Annotated in this window: 20 protein-coding genes; 18 read left to right on the top strand and 2 right to left on the bottom strand. The window is 30.0% G+C overall.

Features of this window, described 5'->3' with window-relative positions; translation table 11 throughout:
• Nucleotides 1-11: 11 nt before the first annotated feature.
• Nucleotides 12-980: a 3'-5' exoribonuclease YhaM family protein gene (locus CLFE_RS13930; protein ID WP_077851798.1), complete on the top strand. Its 969-nt coding sequence runs from the start codon at nt 12-14 to the stop codon at nt 978-980.
• A 29-nt stretch (nt 981-1,009) separates the two neighbouring features.
• Here CLFE_RS13930 and CLFE_RS13925 read toward each other — a convergent pair whose 3' ends face one another.
• Nucleotides 1,010-2,194, bottom strand: a complete 1,185-nt coding sequence (locus CLFE_RS13925) for a DegT/DnrJ/EryC1/StrS family aminotransferase (RefSeq protein ID WP_077892942.1) — start codon at nt 2,192-2,194, stop codon at nt 1,010-1,012.
• Nucleotides 2,195-2,386: 192 nt separating this feature from the next.
• Here CLFE_RS13925 and CLFE_RS13920 point away from each other — a divergent pair, with 192 nt between their 5' ends.
• On the top strand, nt 2,387-2,566 hold the full coding sequence (locus CLFE_RS13920; RefSeq protein WP_077892943.1) for an HTH domain-containing protein: 180 nt from the start codon (nt 2,387-2,389) through the stop codon (nt 2,564-2,566).
• A gap of 84 nt (nt 2,567-2,650) precedes the next feature.
• Here CLFE_RS13920 and CLFE_RS13915 read toward each other — a convergent pair whose 3' ends face one another.
• Nucleotides 2,651-3,514 carry an acyltransferase family protein gene (locus tag CLFE_RS13915; protein WP_242951585.1) on the bottom strand — a complete coding sequence of 288 codons (864 nt, stop codon included), beginning with the start codon at nt 3,512-3,514 and terminating at the stop codon, nt 2,651-2,653.
• Between the two features lie 342 nt (nt 3,515-3,856).
• On the opposite strand from CLFE_RS13915, the gene CLFE_RS13910 reads away from it, so the two are divergent.
• From CLFE_RS13910 to dut, 16 genes are all read left to right on the top strand, one after another.
• Nucleotides 3,857-4,753, top strand: coding sequence for an MBL fold metallo-hydrolase (locus tag CLFE_RS13910; RefSeq protein WP_077892945.1), 897 nt, complete (start codon nt 3,857-3,859; stop codon nt 4,751-4,753).
• Nucleotides 4,754-4,839: 86 nt separating this feature from the next.
• Nucleotides 4,840-5,577, top strand: a complete 738-nt coding sequence (locus CLFE_RS13905) for a DeoR/GlpR family DNA-binding transcription regulator (RefSeq protein ID WP_077892946.1) — start codon at nt 4,840-4,842, stop codon at nt 5,575-5,577.
• A 142-nt stretch (nt 5,578-5,719) separates the two neighbouring features.
• The gene (locus tag CLFE_RS13900) at nt 5,720-7,141 is read left to right on the top strand and encodes a glycoside hydrolase family 1 protein (RefSeq protein ID WP_077892947.1); all 1,422 of its coding nucleotides are present in this window, start codon (nt 5,720-5,722) and stop codon (nt 7,139-7,141) included.
• Nucleotides 7,142-7,447: 306 nt separating this feature from the next.
• Nucleotides 7,448-8,281 (top strand): BglG family transcription antiterminator LicT, encoded by an 834-nt coding sequence (gene licT, locus CLFE_RS13895; protein ID WP_077892948.1) that lies wholly within the window; start codon nt 7,448-7,450, stop codon nt 8,279-8,281.
• A gap of 154 nt (nt 8,282-8,435) precedes the next feature.
• Nucleotides 8,436-10,325, top strand: coding sequence for a beta-glucoside-specific PTS transporter subunit IIABC (locus CLFE_RS13890; protein ID WP_077892949.1), 1,890 nt, complete (start codon nt 8,436-8,438; stop codon nt 10,323-10,325).
• A gap of 62 nt (nt 10,326-10,387) precedes the next feature.
• Nucleotides 10,388-11,821, top strand: a complete 1,434-nt coding sequence (locus CLFE_RS13885; protein WP_077892950.1) for a 6-phospho-beta-glucosidase — start codon at nt 10,388-10,390, stop codon at nt 11,819-11,821.
• Nucleotides 11,822-11,954: 133 nt separating this feature from the next.
• Nucleotides 11,955-12,692, top strand: coding sequence for a TerC family protein (locus tag CLFE_RS13880; RefSeq protein WP_077892951.1), 738 nt, complete (start codon nt 11,955-11,957; stop codon nt 12,690-12,692).
• 74 nt (nt 12,693-12,766) lie between these two features.
• Nucleotides 12,767-13,282: a GNAT family N-acetyltransferase gene (locus CLFE_RS13875; RefSeq protein WP_077892952.1), complete on the top strand. Its 516-nt coding sequence runs from the start codon at nt 12,767-12,769 to the stop codon at nt 13,280-13,282.
• A 27-nt stretch (nt 13,283-13,309) separates the two neighbouring features.
• Nucleotides 13,310-13,876: a hypothetical protein gene (locus CLFE_RS13870; protein ID WP_077892953.1), complete on the top strand. Its 567-nt coding sequence runs from the start codon at nt 13,310-13,312 to the stop codon at nt 13,874-13,876.
• Between the two features lie 21 nt (nt 13,877-13,897).
• Entirely contained in the window at nt 13,898-14,437 is a 540-nt protein-coding gene (locus CLFE_RS13865; protein ID WP_077892954.1) for a nitroreductase family protein, read from the top strand.
• 4 nt (nt 14,438-14,441) lie between these two features.
• Nucleotides 14,442-15,305, top strand: coding sequence for a S66 family peptidase (locus CLFE_RS13860; RefSeq protein WP_077892955.1), 864 nt, complete (start codon nt 14,442-14,444; stop codon nt 15,303-15,305).
• 156 nt (nt 15,306-15,461) lie between these two features.
• A complete protein-coding gene (locus tag CLFE_RS13855; protein WP_242951582.1) occupies nt 15,462-16,514 on the top strand; it encodes an amidohydrolase family protein in 1,053 nt (350 codons plus the stop codon).
• Between the two features lie 137 nt (nt 16,515-16,651).
• A complete protein-coding gene (locus tag CLFE_RS13850) occupies nt 16,652-17,185 on the top strand; it encodes a TetR/AcrR family transcriptional regulator (RefSeq protein WP_176124630.1) in 534 nt (177 codons plus the stop codon).
• A gap of 153 nt (nt 17,186-17,338) precedes the next feature.
• Nucleotides 17,339-18,640, top strand: a complete 1,302-nt coding sequence (locus CLFE_RS13845) for a hemolysin family protein (protein WP_077892956.1) — start codon at nt 17,339-17,341, stop codon at nt 18,638-18,640.
• A gap of 30 nt (nt 18,641-18,670) precedes the next feature.
• Complete coding sequence (locus tag CLFE_RS13840; protein ID WP_077892957.1) at nt 18,671-19,396, top strand: MBL fold metallo-hydrolase; 726 nt, start codon at nt 18,671-18,673, stop codon at nt 19,394-19,396.
• A gap of 2 nt (nt 19,397-19,398) precedes the next feature.
• Nucleotides 19,399-19,836 (top strand): dUTP diphosphatase, encoded by a 438-nt coding sequence (gene dut, locus CLFE_RS13835; protein WP_077832058.1) that lies wholly within the window; start codon nt 19,399-19,401, stop codon nt 19,834-19,836.
• The last annotated feature ends 577 nt before the right edge of the window (nt 19,837-20,413 follow it).

The raw sequence follows: 20,413 nt of genomic DNA, 5'->3' as shown, positions 1-20,413 counted from the left end.
GAGGAATATTTTTGGAATTAAAAACTATTAGTGAACTAGAAGCAGGAAATAGAATAGATGGCTTCTTTATAATTAAATCAGTGGAAAAAAGAATTTCTTCTAATAACAAGAAGTATCTTGATTTTACTTTTGGTGATAAAACAGGAGATATAAATGGAAAGCTTTGGGATGCATCTGATTCAGACGAGGATACCTTTGTAAACAATATTCTTGTAAAGGTAAGGGGAACAGTAATTGAATGGCAGAATAACCTTCAATTAAAGATAGATAAAATAAGAAAAACTGTAGAGTCAGATGAAGTTAAAGTATCTGATTTTGTTCCGTCTGCACCATACCTTGCAGATGATATGTATTCAACTATATTAGAGTATGTAGAAAAAGTAAAAAATGATGATATAAAGAATATTCTTTATGATGTTTTGGAGAGTGCAGGAGAGAAAATAATGTATTGGCCTGCTGCAAAAAAGAATCATCATTCAGTTCGTTCAGGGCTTTTATATCATACATCAACTATGCTTAAGGCAGGAGAAAAAATAAGTGAGGTATATACATTCCTAAATACAGATTTAATATATGCAGGTGTAATACTTCATGATATGGCAAAACTAGAGGAAATGGAATCTTCAGAGCTTGGAATAGTTACTGATTATAGTATAGAAGGACAGCTTTTAGGTCATATAATTTTAGGAGTTGAAAAGGTTAGAAATTCAGCTAAAAAGGTAGGAGCAGATAAGGAAATATCTATGATGCTTGAACACATGGTACTATCTCATCATTATGAAGCCGAATACGGAAGCCCTAAAAAACCGATGTTTCCAGAAGCGGAAGTATTGCATCATTTAGATGATATGGATGCGTCTATGTTTGATATGAAAAAAGCACTTGAAACAACGGATCCTGGAGAAATGTCAGACGCAATATGGTCTTTAGATAGAAGAAGAATATATAAATCAAAATTTGATAAAAATGAAGACAAATAAAAATCAGGGAACGTAAGCTCCCTGATTTTTTATTTCTCTTTAACTTTTTCAATTGCAGCTATAACTTCAGTAACAACAGATTTTGCATCCTCATCTGATAGCGATGAATATAACGGAAGAGTTAATTCATTTTTATATTGATTGTAGCAATTAGGATAGTCGTCAATAGAGTACCCTAAAGATTTATAGTAAGTGAACATTGGCAGAGGAGTGAAATGTACATTTGTTGGTATACCTATCTCTGCAAGTAAGTTTATTACTTCATTACGCTCAGCTTCAGTAAAATCCTTTATTCTTAATGGATATAGATGATAAGAAGTTTCTTTTTCATAATCCTTTGTAAAAGGTATAATAGCCCAAGCTTTATCCTTTAAAGCATCGGTATAGATTTCTGTAAGTTCAGCTCTTCTTTTTAACATATCTTTATAACGAGTAAGCTGAACAAGACCAATAGAGGCATGAATATCTGTCATATTGCATTTCAGACCATCAGTTAAAATGTCATATTGCCAACCGCCGGCCTTTGATTTTGTAAGAGCATCCTTTGTTTGACCATTTAAAGCGGTGTACTTAAATTCTTTATATAAATCTTCTTTTCCATTAAAGTTGTTGTCGTTAAAAGTTATAGCTCCACCTTCAGCGGTTGTAAGATTTTTTACTGCATGAAAAGAAAATACATGAAAATCAGCTTGGCAGCCAACCTTTTTTCCTTTATATGTAGCTCCAAAAGCATGAGAAGAGTCAGATATTAGTGCGATATCTTCTCTATGTAGCTCTTTTAGAAGATTTCTAATTGCATCATAATCTAAAGGTATACCTGCAATATCAACAGTTACTATAGCCTTTGTTTTAGCAGTTATTGCATCTTTTATTTTATTTATATCTATTAGAAATGAATCTTTTTCAAGGTCTACAAATATTGGTTTAATTCCTCTATGACATATAGTATTTGAAGTAGAGGCATAAGTGTAGGGAGTTGTTATTATCTCATCAGGAGCATTAAAATTTAAAACTCTCATTATTAAATCAAGAGCTGAAGTTGCACTAGAAACAGCAACAGCCTTTTCACACTCACAATATTCAGCCACCTTATTTTCAAACTCAAAAACCTTTGGACCTGAGGTAATCCATCCGGATTTTAAAACTTCAATAACACTTTCAATTTCTTTTTCTGTAAGATCTGGTGGTGAAAATGGTATGTTATATTTTTTCATTGTGATTACCGCCTTTCAAGTAATAAACTGTATATTAATAAAGTCGTTATAAATTTGTGTTAATTTATACAAATAAAGAAATTTATATTGTAATAATATTATAAAATTTAAGATTTATATTTACAAGTTACAAAAATTGTAGTATATTAACAATAGTTATTAATAAATAAAAATTATTATGGAGGAGTAGTTATGGAATTAAAAGAAAGTATTTTGAAGGTACTGACAGATTCAGATGAGCCACTTAAAGTTAAAGAGGTTGCAGAAAAAGTAGGCGTTGATGCTAAAGAAGCGGATAAAGTTATAAAAGCACTTAAAGCTGATGGTAAAGTGATATCACCTAAAAGATGTTATTATTCTGTGGAAAAATAGACTATTATATACATAAAAAAACCAGAAAAATTGTTTCTGGTTTTTCTAACTTTTTGATGTTTCATGTTATAGAAAGCAAGAAAATTAAGTTACTTTTACTTTTTTGTTTTTACTTAAGTTAAATAATTTATTAAAAGCAAAGGATATTAGAACAACAAGTACAAGATATAAATATACACTGTAACTGCCTTTTATATGAACAGCAGTAAAGTAAGCTACTAATACCTTCATATGAACAAGATACATTTCGTAGGATATGGCTCCAATAAAAAGCAGTGGAGGTGATGAAATTTTAAATTTAAGTAAAAATAATAGAACTAAAAGCACAAATATTACGGAAGTTATTGTTTGATATAAAGGCATTATTGATGATGGAATCATATGTGCTAAAGCGAAAAAAACTAAAAAGCCTATTAAAGTAGGAATAAGTGTTAGTATATAGTTCTTTTTTAGAAAGTTACTGATGGTAGTATAATTTATTGCAACGTATACACCAATAGGAAATGAGAAAGCAGTATTAAACCACCATTCTCTAAAGCCTGTAAATATCATAAAAAAGAAGTATACAAAGGTAAGAAAAAGAAGTATATGCTGTGCTATTATAGGCTTAAAAAATTTAAAGCATATATAGAAACATAAATAAAATACTAATATTGCTATTACAAACCATTGTGTAGAGTCTATTAATTGAATACCAGAAAGATAAAGCAATACATCTTTTAAATTGAATTTAGCATGAAGAACCAACGCTGCTATTACTATAGTTATACCATTTATAATAACAAAAGGTAAATAGACTTTACTTAAGCGTTTTGAAAAGAAGTTTTTTAAGTAATTTTCTTTTCTTAATTTTGAAACCATTAAACCATAGCCTGAAAAAAATAGAAATGTGCTAACAGCAATATGTCCGAAGCAAGTATAAATTGCCATAAATCCTACAGGTTGCATTTTAAGTGATATATGGTGTAAAATTATCACTAGTATGGATAGACCCTTTATGCAGTCTGTAGATTTTTTTGAAAGGAATTCATCATTGTATTGTTTGACACGTGAAATGGAAGACTTGTAAAAAAGCAGTATAGGAAATAAAATAAAGACTAGTAAATAAATAAAAATTCTATAAGAAAAAATAAGCTTGAAAGTTAGAGAGGACATTTATATCACCATACTTTCTTTTAATGTATACAAAAATTATACATCTTATGGAATATACAGTAAATTATAGTTTGCAAGGAGGTAATTGGATTAAAGTGCTCTTTCTTTAAAAAGCTATATTAATCCATAAAAAACATGAAATTAGAGAAAATAAAAGGAAATAATTATTATATAAATGCACCTACCAATATAGGAGTATATGTATTTAAAAATAAAAATTGTTTACTAATAGATACAGGAATGCACAATAGTGATGCTAGAAAAATTGATGAAGTTTTAATAGAAAATGGTCTGCACCCTAAATACATAATAAACACACATCATCACATGGATCATTGTGGTGGTAATTTATATTTTCAAAATACTTATCCTGGCTGTTTAGTCTATACTTCAGAAAAAGAAAAAGTAAGTATGGAAAATGTGCATCTTTATCCAACAGGACTTTTTGGAGCAAGTGCCATAAAGGAACTACATAAAAGTAACAAAGCTTTTTTTGTTGACTATATAATGGATAAAGGAGAAAATAAAATAGGTGATGAAAAATTTGAAGTAGTAAAGCTCCCAGGACATACCATAGATTTAATAGGAATAATAACAAGAGAGAAGGTATGTTTTTTAGGGGATAGTGTTTTCTCTTCTGAAACACTAAAAAAATATTCACTTCCATACCTTTATGATGTAGAAAAAGAAGAAGAAACTTTAAAAGGCTTAAAAGAAATCGATGCGGACTATTTTGTTATAAGTCATTCTGATAAATTTTTTGATAAAGAAGAGCTTATAGAAATAGTAGATGATAATTTAAATAATATAGAAAATTATAAAAATCAAATAATGGAACTTTTAGATCAGCCCTTAACAAGGGAAGATATACTTGAAAATCTAGCAATACTGAATGATTTATCTATGGATTTTAATCAATATCACATAAATTTCTCAGCAGTTTCGGCTTTTATAGCATACCTTTATAACAAAAATTTACTTCAATACTCTGTAGAGGATGGTAAATTATATTATTTTAAGAAGCCTCAATAGCTAGACAACCTTAATTGACAAGAAGTGAATAGAATGATAATATTTTATTCATATAATGAACAATTTGAATTCAACAGGTGATTATTATGGTGATGTTTGAAAGATGGGAAAAAATCATAAAATATTTACAAGAAAATAAAGAAGCTGAGGTTCAAGAATTAATGGATGTCTTTAATATATCGAGATCAACAGTTAGGCGTGATCTTATAGAGATGGAGAAAAAAAATCTTTTAATGAGAACTAGAGGCGGTGCACAAATAATTGAAACCTTTAAAGCTGAAAAAGGAATAATTGAACAGATTTTTGGTGAAAATAAAGAAGCAAAGATGAAAATAGCTGAAAAAGCAGCAAGTTTAATAAGGGATGATGATTTTATATTTATAGATTCTGGGTCAACTTGCTATTACTTAATTAATTATATAAAATCTAAAAATGTTACAGTGGTTACAAACGGAATAATGCATATACAAAAGTTAATTGAGAAGGATATAGACACATATGTTTTAGGTGGTTATGCTAAAAAGGAAAGAAATTTAATTATGAGCGAAGATGCAGAAAAAAAAATAGGTATGATGAATTTTGATATAGCGTTTTTAGGAACTATGGGAATTGATTCTATTGGGGGATTTAAGACCAATCCAATGGATGATGTAAAGTTGAAAAAGGCAGTAATAAGAGCGGCTGAAAAGTGCTATGTACTTGCAGATACATCAAAATTTAATGTTAGAAAATTTTATACCTATGCTAAAATTGAAGAGTTATCGGTTATAACTGATTCAAAAATCGATTTTGAAGATGATAATTTGAAAATAATATATGCTTAATTACAAAGCAATCTGCAACTAATGTAGATTGCTTTTTTATATAATAATTCATATAGTGAACTTTTATATTGACTATATGAATTATGAGAAGTATAATGTTCATATGAAGAACAAAAATAATTGACGATAGGAAGTGTTGTAAATGAAAATGAAAGATGGTTTTTTATGGGGAGGAGCTACAGCTGCTAATCAATTTGAAGGGGCTTGGAATGAAGATGGTAAAGGACCAAGTACAGCTGATATGATGACTGGAGGAACGCACACAACTCCTAGACGTATTACACCTGTTTTAGAAGAAGGAACCTATTATCCAAGTCATGAAGCAATTGATTTTTATCATCATTATAAAGAAGATATAAAGCTATTTGCCCAAATGGGGTTTAAAACTTTTAGAATGTCTATTGCATGGTCAAGAATATTTCCAAATGGAGATGATAAAGAACCTAATGAAGCAGGACTTCAATTTTATGATAACGTATTCGATGAACTTTTAAAATATAATATAGAACCACTTGTAACTATATCTCATTATGAAACACCTTTTGGTTTAACTAAAAAATATAATGGTTGGGCAGGAAGAGAAGTAGTTGACTGCTATACAACATACTGTGAAACTATATTTAATAGATACAAAAATAAAGTAAAGTACTGGCTTACTTTTAATGAGATAAACTGTCTTACAATTCCAGAGTTTGGTGCGTATATGGGCGGAGGAATAATTCCTAAAAAAGGTGATAATGAGATGCAGCTTAGATTTCAAGCTCTTCATCATCAATTTGTAGCAAGTGCAAAAGCAGTCAAATTAGGCCATTCAATAAATCCAGACTTTAAAATAGGTTGTATGATAGCCTATATGTGTAACTATGCTAAAACTTGCAATCCAGATGATGTACTTGAGGCTCAAAGAAAGGATCAACTTCATAATATGTTATGTTCTGATGTTCAGGTAAGAGGATATTATCCAGGTTTTGCGCTTAACTATTTTAAAGAAAATGGTGTAGAAATTAAAATGGAAAAAGATGATGAAAAAACTTTAAGAGAGGGTTGTGTTGATTTTTATTCCTTTAGTTACTATATGTCAAATGTGGTAACTACAGATAAGAATGATAAAGAGGTTTCTGGAAATCTTCTTGGAGGATATAAAAATCCATACTTAAAAGCATCTGATTGGGGATGGCAAATAGACCCTAAGGGTTTAAGATGGACTTTGAATCATATTTATGATCGTTATCAAATACCTGTTATGGTAGTTGAAAATGGACTTGGAGCTGTTGATGTAGTTGAAAAAGACGGTTCGATAAATGATGATTATAGAATAGATTATTTAAGAGATCATATTGTGCAAATGGAAGAAGCAGTTAAAAATGGTGTAGATCTAATGGGGTATACTATGTGGGGATGCATAGATTTAGTAAGTGCTTCAACTGGTGAAATGAAAAAGCGTTATGGTTTTATATATGTAGATAAGGACAATGATGGAAAAGGCGATATGGGAAGGAAGACGAAAAAAAGCTTCCATTGGTATAAGAAAGTAATTGAATCAAATGGAGAAAATTTAGTATAATAAATGCGGCAGGTTAATAGAAAGTGGATTTAACCTGCCGCATTTTCGACTAATTATACTATGAAAAGGATAAAATAGATACTATAAAATAAAAAACGACCTAATATGATAAAATTTCAAAAAACTTATTGACAACTAAAATAAAACAGTGTATTATTAAATCATGGTTAAACGATTACAAATTAATATCTGGGATTGTTACTGATTCGATCAGGCGAGACCCTAGCTTTTGAAGACAATTATAAATATTATTTTCATTAGTGGGGTCTTTTATTTTAGATCAAGGTAGTAAATGAGGTAAGGACAATGATAATAAAAAAGATATTTAATAATAATGCCATAGTAGCTGAAGGCTCAGATAAACATGAATTTGTTGTCATGGGGTGTGGGATTGCATTTAAGAAGAGTGTAGGAGAAAAAATAGATGAAAAGCTAATAGAAAAAACTTTTGTCCTTAAGGGTAAAGATGCATCAGAAAAGTTTAAACTATTGCTTGAAGATGTTCCTACAGAATATGTGTCAATATGTTATGACATTATTGAGTATGCTAAAAATGTTTTAGATGCTAAGCTAAATGATTATATATATGTCACTCTCACTGATCATGTAAGTAATTGTTTTAAGATGATTGAATCAGGAATTAGTACACACAATCCGTTAATTTGGGAAATCAAAAAGTTTTATCCTAAAGAATTTAAAGTAGGAATGAAAGCAATAGAATTCATACATGATGAATTAGGAAAAAACTTGCCAGAAGACGAAGCTGCTAATATAGCTCTTCATCTTATAAATGCACAGATTAATAATTCGCTTAATAAAGCACCAGATGCTGCAAAGCAGGCAAAAATGATACAAGATATTTTAAATATAGTTAAATATACTTATAATATAGTACTTGATGAAAAGTCTATAAGTTATGAAAGATTTGTCACACATTTAAGATTTTTCTTTCATAGATTAGACAAAGTGGAATTATCTGATACCTCAGACGAGGATTTTTTATTAAAACAAGTTAGAGAAAAATATAAAAAGGCATATGAATGTATGCTTAAGGTTCAAAATTATTTAGGAAAAGAACTGTCTGATGAGGAAAAACTCTATTTAACAGTTCACATTCAAAGAGTTTCTAAAAAAAATTAAATAAAAAATTGGATTGTTACTGGTAATGCAGGCGAGACCAAAGTGGATAATATCAAGAATATTATCCATCATGGTCTCGCCTTTTTACATAATAAAGTAAAGCACTTATAATATTCCTATTTTTATTAAAAATCAAAAAAAAGGAGAGATTATTATGAAGTACGAAAAGTTGGCCAAAGACATAATAAGTAATGTCGGAGGAAAAGAAAATGTTAATAGCTTGACACACTGTATTACACGTTTACGTTTCAAATTAAAGGACGAAAGCAAAGCAAATACAGAAGTGCTTAAAAATATGGATGGCGTTGTAACCGTTATCAAAAGTGGTGGACAATATCAAGTAGTTATTGGTAACCATGTTCCAGATGTTTATGCTGATGTTGTAGCAATTGGTGGATTTAAGTCTTCATCAGATGAAGTAACACAAGAAAAAACAAATTTATTTAATGCATTTATAGATACTATTTCAGGTGTATTTACACCAACACTGGGAGTACTTGCTGCAACAGGTATGATAAAAGGCTTTAATGCAATGTTTGTAGCTTTTGGACTTCTTACTAAAACTTCTGGAACTTATAATATTTTAAATGCAGTAGGTGACTGTTTGTTCTATTTCTTCCCTATATTCCTAGGCTACTCAGCAGCTAAGAAATTTAAGGGTAACCATTTTATAGGTATGGCAATAGGTGCGTCTCTTGTTTATCCTACATTAACAACATTAACTACTGGAAAACCTCTTTATACGTTGTTTGCAGGAACCATATTTGCATCACCAGTTTATGTAACTTTCTTAGGAATTCCTGTTATATTAATGAGTTATTCCTCAACTGTTATTCCGATAATTCTAGCGGCATATGTAGGTGTTAAGGTTGAAAAAGGCTTTGCAAAGATAATACCAGATGTAGTAAAAACATTTTTAGTTCCATTCTGCACTTTACTCGTTATGGTACCTCTATCATTAATAGTTATAGGACCAATTTCAACTTGGGCTGGTAAACTATTAGGAGCAGGAACACTTGCTATATATAACTTAAGTCCAATTCTTGCAGGTATATTTATAGGTGCTTTCTGGCAAGTATTCGTTATATTCGGACTTCACTGGGGGTTAGTACCTATAGCAATGAACAATTTAGCAGTGCTTCATTACGATCCAATACTAGCAGGAACTCTTGGAGCTTCATTTGCTCAAACAGGTGTAGTTTTAGCTATACTAATTAAGACAAAGAACATAAAATTAAAAGGAATTGCGCTTCCAGCATTTATTTCAGGTATATTTGGTGTTACAGAACCAGCTATATATGGTGTTACACTTCCTCGTAAAAAGCCATTTATTATAAGTTGTATAGGAGCAGCTATTGGTGGTGGTATAACAGGCTTCATGGGAACTAAACTATGGATGATGGGTGGACTTGGAATATTTGCAATACCAAGCTATATAGGGCCAAAAGGAATAGACAGAGGTTTCTACGGTGCAGTTATGTCAGTTGTAATAAGTTTTGTATTAGGCTTTATAATAATGTTTGTAGCAGGCTTTAAAGATGATGAAAATGTAGAAGATAGCAAAAAAAAAAGTGAAGAAGCATTAGTAAAACAAGAAACATTAGTTAGTCCATTAAAAGGAGAAGTTAAACCTTTATCAGAAATTAAGGATGAAGCCTTTTCTACAGGAGCATTAGGAAAAGGAATTGCAATTGAACCAATAGAAGGAAAGCTTGTAGCGCCAGTAGATGGTGTTTTAACAACAGTATTTCCAACAGGTCATGCAATTGGTATAACAAGTGATAAAGGCTGTGAAATATTAATTCATATAGGTATGGATACAGTAAAGCTAGAAGGAAAATACTTTAAAACAATATTAAAGCAAGGTGATTATGTTAAAGCTGGAGATGTAATATTGGAATTTGATATAGCAGCAATAAAGAAGGCTGGATATGTTATTACTACACCTGTAGTTGTAACTAATTCAGAAAATTATTTAGATATTATAGAAACTGATAAAACTAAAGTTGAACGTAAGGATCAACTATTAACAGTAATGATATAAAAAAATTCTAAGCATAAGTTTAAGTTTACTTATGCTTAGAGTTTTATAAGGAGAGATTAATAATGATAAAAGGTTTTAATGAAGGATTTTTATGGGGAGGCGCTACTGCTGCAAATCAATGTGAAGGTGGATATTTAGATGGAAATAAGGGATTATCTACAGTTGATGTAATTCCAAGCGGAAAGGATCGTTTTCCTGTAATGTTAGGGGAAAAGAAGATGCTTGAATGTGATGATGAAAGCTTTTATCCAAGTCATGAAGCTATTGATTTCTATCATAATTTTAAAAGTGATATAGCTCTATTTGCAGAAATGGGCTTTAAATGTTTTAGAATGTCGTTAGCTTGGGCACGTATATTTCCAAATGGAGATGAGGAAACTCCAAATGAAGAAGGTCTAAAATTTTATGATGATGTGTTTGATGAATGTTTAAAATATGGAATAGAACCTTTAGTTACAATAACTCATTTTGATGTTCCTGTGCATTTAGTGAAGACAATAGGTTCTTGGCGAAGTCGTAAAATGGTAGATTACTATGAAAAATTGTGCAGAGTTATATTTAATCGATATAAAAATAAGGTTAAATACTGGCTTACCTTTAATGAAATAAATATGTTACTGCATCTACCTTTCATTGGCGCAGGTTTAGTGTTTGAAGATGGTGAAAATAAAGAAGAGGTTAAATACATGGCAGCACATCATCAGCTTATTGCAAGTGCTAAGGCAACACAAATTGCCCATGAAATAAATCCAGAATTTAAAATTGGATGTATGCTGGCAGCTGGAAATACTTATGCAAACACCTGTGCACCAGAGGATGTATGGAGTTCTATTGAAAAGGATAGAGAAAACTATTTCTTTATAGATGTACAATCTCGTGGAGAGTATCCAAACTATGCTAAAAAAATGCTTGAAAGAAAAGGGATCAAGCTAAATATAGAAGAAGGCGATGAAGAACTTTTAAAAAATAATACTGTTGATTTTATATCCTTTAGTTATTATGCATCCCGTTTAACCAGTGCAGATCCTAATATAAATAAGAGTACAGAAGGAAATGTATTTGCTACATTGAAAAATCCTTATTTAAAAGCAAGTGAGTGGGGATGGCAAATAGATCCTCTAGGGCTTAGAATAACGCTCAATTCTTTATATGACCGTTATCAAAAACCATTATTTATTGTTGAAAATGGGTTAGGTGCAGTAGATACTCCAGATGAAAGTGGATATGTGGAGGATGATTATAGAATTGATTATTTAAAACGTCACATAGAAGCAATGAGAGATGCTGTTAACGTAGATGGAGTGGAGCTTATTGGATATACACCTTGGGGGTGTATAGATTTAGTAAGTGCATCAACTGGAGAAATGAAGAAACGTTATGGTTTTATTTATGTAGATAAAGATAATGAAGGAAAGGGCACACTAAAACGTTCTAAAAAGAAAAGCTTCTATTGGTACAAAAAAGTAATAGAATCCAATGGATCTGATATAGAATAAATTAAAAAACAGTTTGAAGCTGATTTGAGATTAGCCTTAAACTGTTTTTTATTTAAGAAATAACGGTATATGTGGCAAAAAAGTATACTATTCATCAATTTGTATTATAATAGTATATAAGGAGACGATTAATATGAACTTTTTACAGGGACTTATAAACAACTATGCCCAGTTTTTCTCAATAGAAGTACTTACAGCCACTTTAACAGATCCGTCAAATTGGATGATAATATTTAGTTTAGTTATTTTAGAGGGACTTCTATCTTCAGATAATGCAGTAGTACTTGCAATAATGGTTAAGCATTTGCCAAAAAAACAACAAAATAAGGCTTTACTTTATGGAATATGGGGAGCTTACATATTTAGATTTATTGCCATTGGAGTGGGAACATATTTAATTAAAATCTGGTGGATAAAATTAATAGCAGCAGGATATCTATTAAAGATGTCTTATAGTCATTTTGCGGGAAAATCACAAGAGGATGAAGTAGATGAAACTAAAGCTTTAAAAAAGGGCTTTTGGGGTACTGTAATTACGGTAGAATTAATGGATATAGCTTTTAGTATAGATAGTGTTTCAGCTGCCTTTGGAGTATCAAATAAAGTTTGGGTTCTATTTTTAGGAGCTGTTTTAGGAATACTATCAATGAGATGTGTAGCTCAAATTTTTTTAGTTTTAATAGATAAGATACCGGAGCTGGAAAATTCAGCATATATTTTAATAGGAATTATAGGAATAAAAATGCTTTTGAATTTAATAAATATTGAAATACCTAATACAGTGTTTTTTATAGTCTTAGTTGCTGTTTTTTTGGTTACTATAATATTTCATTATGTAAAGGAAAGTAGACATAGAGTGCATAAGTTTTAAATTTATTGATTTAAACCCATTTCTGGAAGTAGTATAATATGAATTACAGCTAAATACAAAGGAGATGGGGAATAATGAAGGAAAAAATAATAATTAGAGAAGCAAAAACACAAGATGCAGCTCTTATGCTAGAATATCTTTATAAAATTGGAGGAGAATCAGATTTTTTGACTTTTGGACAAGGCGAACTCAAGAAAAGTGAATTTGAGGAAAAGGAATTTATTGAAAATGCAGTAAAAAGCCATAATGCACTTTTCTTAGTAGCTGAAGCTGAAGGAAAGATAGTAGGAAATCTTAACTTTGCAGGAGGAAAAAATTCAAAGGTTAGGCATACAGGTGAATTTGGAGTTAGTGTGCTTAAAGAATACTGGGGACAAAGGATAGGAAAGAAATTAATAGAAAGATTAATAGCTTGGAGCAAAGAAGCTTCTATAATTAGAAAGATAAATTTAAGAGTTAGAACGGATAATTTAAGGGCAATAGCTCTATATGAAGACTTAGGTTTTATTAAAGAAGGAATAATAAAAAGAGATTTCTTTATTGAAGGAAAATTCTATGATTCATTTTCTATGGGACTTTTTATAGATTGAGAGAATTAAAGGGTAAGGGGTTTAATTATGTTGTATATTTTAATTATTCTTTGTGTAGTAATAGTTAGTTTGATAGGGGTTAAAATAATAGTTAGCAGGAAAGCTAAAACTAGTTTGACGGTTTTTGCTGATATTGCACAAAACATAGTTTTAGAAGAAACTGAGACAAAAGGTACAAGAGTTTTAGACGATTATGGTAGAAGATATGAGCTTTTAATAAATGTAAAAGTTAAAAATAGTGGAGATAACAGTTTTGAAATAACTAGTATTTTTATAGAAATAGAGTTTGAAAATGGTGCTATTTATGAGGTTAAGATTATGCCAGATACACTTCCTAAAGTTGTAGAGGAAGGGGAAAGTATAGACATAAGTATACAAAAAGAATGGATTGATTATGAAAATGTAAATTCTTTTGGAGTAATCGATTCTAAAGGAAGACATTACTATTTACCAAAAGAAAAGCTTGATAAACTATGGATAGCTTCAAATGAACTGCCTAGTACAAAAGATTCCGGTAGGGTAGAAAGTGATCCGAGTAACGTGATAGAAGCTTTTGATGCAAGGGATAAAAGCATTTTTATTAAAAAAAATTAAGCTTAATAGGAGGATTTGCAATTGCTTAAGGAAATAGAAGAAAGAAGAAGTATAAGAAAATATATAGATAGGCCTGTGGAAGAGGAAAAAATAATGGAAATTATTGAAAGTGGCAGATTAGCACCTTCTGGCGATAACACTCAACCCTGGCACTTTATAGTTGTAAAAGAAAAAGAAAATAGAGAAAGAGTTATAGAGGTATCACATAATCAAAAGTGGATGAAAACAGCCCCAGTTATTATAGTATGTGTTTGTGATATTCGATCAAGGCTTGATTCAAATATAGAAATAAAATTAGACGAAGAGAGTAAAGAACTTGAATTAAAGCAAATTATAAGAGATACGGCAATGGCCACTGAAAATATGGTGCTAGAGGCAAAAAATCTCGGATTAGATACTTGTTATGTTGCTTGGTTTACACAAGATGAAATAAGACCTGTACTTAATATACCTAAAGATAAGTATGTGTCTCACGTATTAACTTTAGGATATTCTGATGAAAAACCAAAGATGCGCCCGAGAAAAAGGTTAGAAGATATAATTCATATGGAAAAATGGTGATAGTATGGAGTTTAGATTTAAAAGAGGTGACAAAGTAGCTTTAATAAGTTGTTCTGATGGAATAAATATAGAAAATAAATCAAGACTTTACAGTGTAGTTGATGCTTTTAAGTTGATGGGAATTGAATGTGAAATTTCAAAATGTATATTTAGAAAAAAAGCTCAGTTTTCAGGCACAGGAGCTGAAAGAGCAGAAGAACTTATGAGCTTTTTTAAAAGTAAGGATATAAAAGCGATTTTCGATGTTTCGGGAGGCAATTCAGCAAATCAAATTTTAGATTATTTAGATTTTGATATTATAAAAAATAATCCTAAGCCTTATTTTGGAATGAGTGATTTAACGGTAGTCTTAAATAGCTTGTATAAAAAAATAGGATTTAAAGGTTATCATTATGCAGTATATAATTTTGGACGTGAAAATGCATCTCTTCAAAGGCAGTGGTTTGAAAAATCCTTTATTGAAGGAAAGAAAGATATTTTTGATTTTAAATATAAGTGGCTTAGAAAAGGTTCTATTGAAGGTGAAGTAATAGGTGGGAATATAAGATGTTTTTTAAAGCTTGCAGGAACTGAGTATTTTATAAATCCAGAAGGAAAAGTTCTTTTGCTTGAAGCCATGGGTGGTAATGTAAGTAATATAGCTTCTTTAATGGAACAGCTTTCTATGCTTAGGTATTTTGATAAACTTTCAGGAATAATATTAGGTACCTTTAGTGAAATTCAAAGAGATGGAAATATAGATATACTGAAGGAAATAATTCTTGAAAAAACAGAAAAATTCAATGTTCCAATAATTAAAACAGAGGAAATAGGACATGGTAGTAATAGTAAATGTATTATAATTGGAGAAAAAATTAAAATTGTATAACATATGGTAAAGATTTGTACGTAATTTTATTGGACTAAAACATATTGCTATGAAATGTATGTTATCGGACAAAATGTATTTCATTGATTATTTACATAAGTTTCAAAAATTACTAAACTTAAAAGGAAATAAAAGCAAAATAGAGAGGATGATTTTATGAATTTAGAGTTTAGGAAGGAATATGTAAAAGACTACGTTGGAACTTATGGTGAGAAGATTATGAGTGGAAAAATTTCACTTGAAGATCATTATGAATCTCCTGATTGGGAAGCTACAGGTGATCCACAATATGAAACTGCTAGAGATAAAGAGAAATATTTCCAAGTTGTGAAAACTAAATTACATTCTGCTGAGGAACGTATTAAGGATATGAATAGAAATGGTGTTGAGATGTCAATTATGTCTTTGACACAACCAGGTGTACAAGAGGTTCTTGACACAAAGGAAGCTATAAAAATTGCTCATGAGATGAATATTTGGGTTTATGAAAATTATGTGAAAAAGTATCCTAAAAGATTTAATGCTTTTGCAGCAGTAGCTATGCAAGAGCCGGAAGAGGCAGCAAAAGAATTGGAATTTTGCGTTAAGGAACTTGGATTTGTTGGAGCACTCATTAATGGATATACCATGAAAGGTAATAAAGATCATATTGAATATTTAGATGAGTCTCAAAATTTTTGCTTTTGGAAAAAGATGACTGAATTAGATGTTCCATTATATCTTCACCCACGTGATCCAGCTCCAAGTCAACAAATTGGATATAAAGGATATAATGGACTTTCAGGTTCAGCTTGGGGGTTTGGAGCAGAAACAGCACTTCATACCATTAGACTATTATGTAGTGGTTTATTTGATGAATTACCAAGCGCAAAGTTAATTATTGGGCATTTAGGAGAAAATCTTACTCAAGGTTTAACAAGAATGCAACGTCGTTTTGATGATCAAGTACCATGTGGTAATCATAAAAAACCAGTAACAGAGTATTTTGAAAATAATGTTTGGGTAACAACTAGTGGGCACTTTGATACACACGCTCTTTTGAATGCAATTTTGACATGCGATAGTAAAAAAATTATGTTTTCTGCTGATACTCCATACGAAAGTCTTGACGAAGCAGCTATATGGTTTGATAATTTGCCAATAAGTTATGCAGAAAAAGTTAAAATGGGAAGGCAAAATGCTGTTGATTTGCTTAAGTTAAATATTTGAGCTAATGGTATTTAATTGAAGATTGCCGTGTGTTATACTTACTATAAAATATTTTATGTAAGAAGGCTGTGGTAGTTATGCAAGATAGGAGAAAAGTAAGAAGTAGGAACTACTTAATTAAAGCACTCATTAAACTTATGAAGAATAAAGATGTTCAAGCAATAACCGTTCAGAATCTTGTAGATGAGGCTCAAATAGCCAGAAGTACTTTTTACTCATTATATGAAGACAAGCAAGATTTTTTAAATCAGATAATTGATAATATGTTTTATCAGCTAAGAGAACAAACAAAACCTGAAAAATTTGATACTTTATCTGATTTTTATGAAACGGCTTGTTATAGATGTTATATGAAGCATTTTGAATATATAGAGGAGCATTCAGAATTTTTTAAGGTTATGTTAGGTAATCATGGAATATCAAGTTTTCGAAAAAGGATGGAAGATAGTGCGGTAGAAACTTATGAAGAAATTTTTAAATATATTGATGAAACTAAGCTTCCAATACCAAAGGATTATTTAATTCAATACGTAATTTCAGCACATATTGGACTTACGTTTAAATGGCTTAGAGATGGGATGAAATATAGCGCTATATATATGGCAGAGCTTGTTAGCAGGATAACCTTTAAAGGAATTTTTATTTCATTTAGCTTAGAATTATTGCAGTAATATTACTTAAATAACACTTAAAGAAAAAGGACTATACTAAAATAACCAATTCATTTTAGTATAGTCCTTTTTTATATTGGTAAAACTATTACATAATCGAAGTTGTATTTACGTATAAGATAAGGTACAACAGGGTAAGGAGTTGACTTATATATGGTTACTTTAATAAATGTAATTATAATATTCTTACTTGTATTTATGAATGCATTTTTTGTTGCGGCAGAATTTTCAATGGTGAAAGTAAGGAAATCTAAAATAGAAACTTTAGTACTTGATGGTGATAAAAATGCTAAATATACTTTAAGTGTAATTAAAAATTTGAATTCTTATTTATCTGCATGTCAATTGGGAATAACTCTAGCATCCTTAGGTCTTGGATGGATTGGAGAACCAGCAATATCTAAAATTTTAGTTCCACTATTTAAGCTTATTAATATGCCCTTAAATATAACTCATTCAATGTCAGCTATATTTGGCTTTGTAATGATAACTGGATTTCATATTGTTCTTGGTGAACTTGCACCAAAGGCAGTGGCTATTTTGAATACAGAAAGTATGGCAAAACATACTGCAATACCTTTAATAATATTTTATAAAATAACTTATCCAATAATAGTTGCATTTAATAAGAGTACAGATTTTGTTCTAAAGGTATTTGGTATAAAGCAGCTTGATGAACATGAAGATGCTCATACTGATGAAGAAATAAGAATGTTAGTTGAGGAAAGCTATAAGCATGGATTGATTGATAAAACAGAATTGACATTTGTAGATAATGTATTTGATTTTTCCGAAAAGACTGTAAAAGAAATTATGGTACCTAGAACAGATATGGAGTGTATTTTTATAGAGGATTCCTTTGAAGATATAATTAATACTATAATGAATGAGAGATTTACAAGATATCCTGTATGTGAAGAGAGCAAAGATAATATAATTGGTCTTGTACATATTAAGGATTTATATAAGTTAAAATTTAAAGATAATAATGAAAATATAAAAGAAATTATAAGAGAAGTTAAGTTTGTACCAGAATCTATGTCTATTAGTGAACTATTTAAAACCTTTCAAAAGGAAAGAATGCAAATGGCAATAGTAATTGATGAATATGGAGGAACTTTTGGTCTTGTTACTATTGAAGATATTTTGGAAGAGATAGTTGGAGAAATACAAGATGAATTTGATGAAGAAACTGAAGAAATTAAAAAAACTGAAAGTGGAAGCTATGTTGTAGATGGAAAAGTTTTAATAGAAGATATTAATGAATTATTAGATATAGATATATATGAAGAAAATATTGATACAATAGGTGGATGGTTTTATTCTAAGTGTAAAAAGTATCCTAAACCACATGAAAAAATAACGTATAATGGATATGAGTTTGTTATACTAAAAGGTAATAGAAAAAGAATAGAGGAGATACTAATTAGAAATTTATCTCAAAAGAGTAGTTAATTTAAAATTCATAATAAAGGATGTAAAGAAATGATAATTAATAGGGTGGACAAAAGTACATGTATTTTTTCCTATGACAATATTAAAGAATGTACTACACATGTTTTTATAATTAAAAAGAAAAATAGAGTATATGTCATTGATACCTTTTGTGGCACTGAAAGCATGAAACCAGTTATAGAAGAGATTAAAGATAAAGAGGTCTTTGTTATTAATACACATTTTCATTGGGATCATGTTTGGGGAAATTCTGCATTTAAAAAGGATTTGATAATAAGTCATGAACGTTGTAGAAAGATATTAGATAAAGCTTGGGAGAGTCAAATAGAAGAAAATAAAGAGTATATTTTAGGCAATGTAGAAAAGTGTCTTCCTACATTGACCTTTAATAACAAAATTAATTTTCATGAAGATGGTATTGTGTTATTTCACAGCCCAGGTCACACGGAAGATAGTATTTCAATTTTTGATAGTGAAACTAAAACCTTATATGTTGGAGATAATCTTGAAAAACCAATAATTTATGTGGAAAACGGAGATATAGCTTCATATATAAATACTCTTAAAACATATATGGAATATGGTACTGAGAGAATTTTTGCTGGACATACTCTGAATTTGACTAAAAAAGATATTTTGGATACAATTAATTATCTAGAGGCACTAAAAAGAGGAGATAAAATAGAATTTAATACTGACTATGAAAGAAAAATACACGAGGATAATTTGAAAATGGTAAGTGAAGGAGAAATTTAATGATGGTAAATTTAAAAGTTAAGAAAATAGATGAAGCAGCAATACTTCCAGAATATGCTCATGAAGGGGATGCTGGTTTAGATTTGTTTTCTATTGAAGAGAAGATAATCAAAGCGGGAGAAAGTGCGCTAATACGTACCGGCATTCAAATGGAGCTTCCACGTGACACTGAGGCACAAGTAAGACCTAGAAGTGGACTTGCGTTAAAGCATTCAATAACAGTTTTAAACACTCCAGGAACTATCGATGAAGGATATAGAGGAGAGGTTAAAATAATACTTATAAATCACGGAAAAGAAGATTTTAAGGTTGAAAAGTCAATGAAGATAGCTCAAATGGTAATTAAGCCTGTACTTAGAGTAAAGGTTGAAGAGGTAGAAGAACTTTCAGATACGGATAGAGGACAAGGCGGATTTGGTTCTTCTGGATTAAAAAAATAGTTTGGAAACAAAAAAGGAAAGTTATTTTATTCAATAGCTTTCCTTTTTTAATTATGTTGTTTTCTTGATTTTATAGTAAAAATAATTAGACTAAGGAGTACTATAAATAATAGCAAATCTAAAAAAATGTGATAGGTATCCTTTATTAAAAAATTACTTGAAGGAGAAATTATGTGGTGAGTTTCTTTGAAAAAACTATTGTAGCTTTCGATTCTTTTTTGGGATTTTAAGTACATGGAATATTGAATGACACACCAAATGGAAATAAAGGAAAGAAGTATATATTTTCCTATGTTGTCTTTTATAATAAACAGGATAAAGCAAAGTATAAAAATTACCCACCAGACTATATCTATAGGCTCGTCTTTTATAGCCGATTCCACAAGATAGAAATGTCCTATTTTCATGCCAACAATATCAAGAGTAAACCAAAAAATAATATAAATATTAAAACATTTACGGCTTTTTTCATCTTGTTAATGCCTCCTTGCATATGGTTTATTATAGCATATTTTATATATTAAGTAATATAGCTTCTTAAAATGTATAAATTATCTAATAAGCTTAATGATGCGAA

The organism is Clostridium felsineum DSM 794 (genome assembly GCF_002006355.2).
Classification (GTDB): domain Bacteria; phylum Bacillota; class Clostridia; order Clostridiales; family Clostridiaceae; genus Clostridium_S; species Clostridium_S felsineum.
The sequence above is the reverse complement of the archived record's forward strand: the minus strand, read 5'-3'. Positions and strand labels throughout refer to the sequence as shown.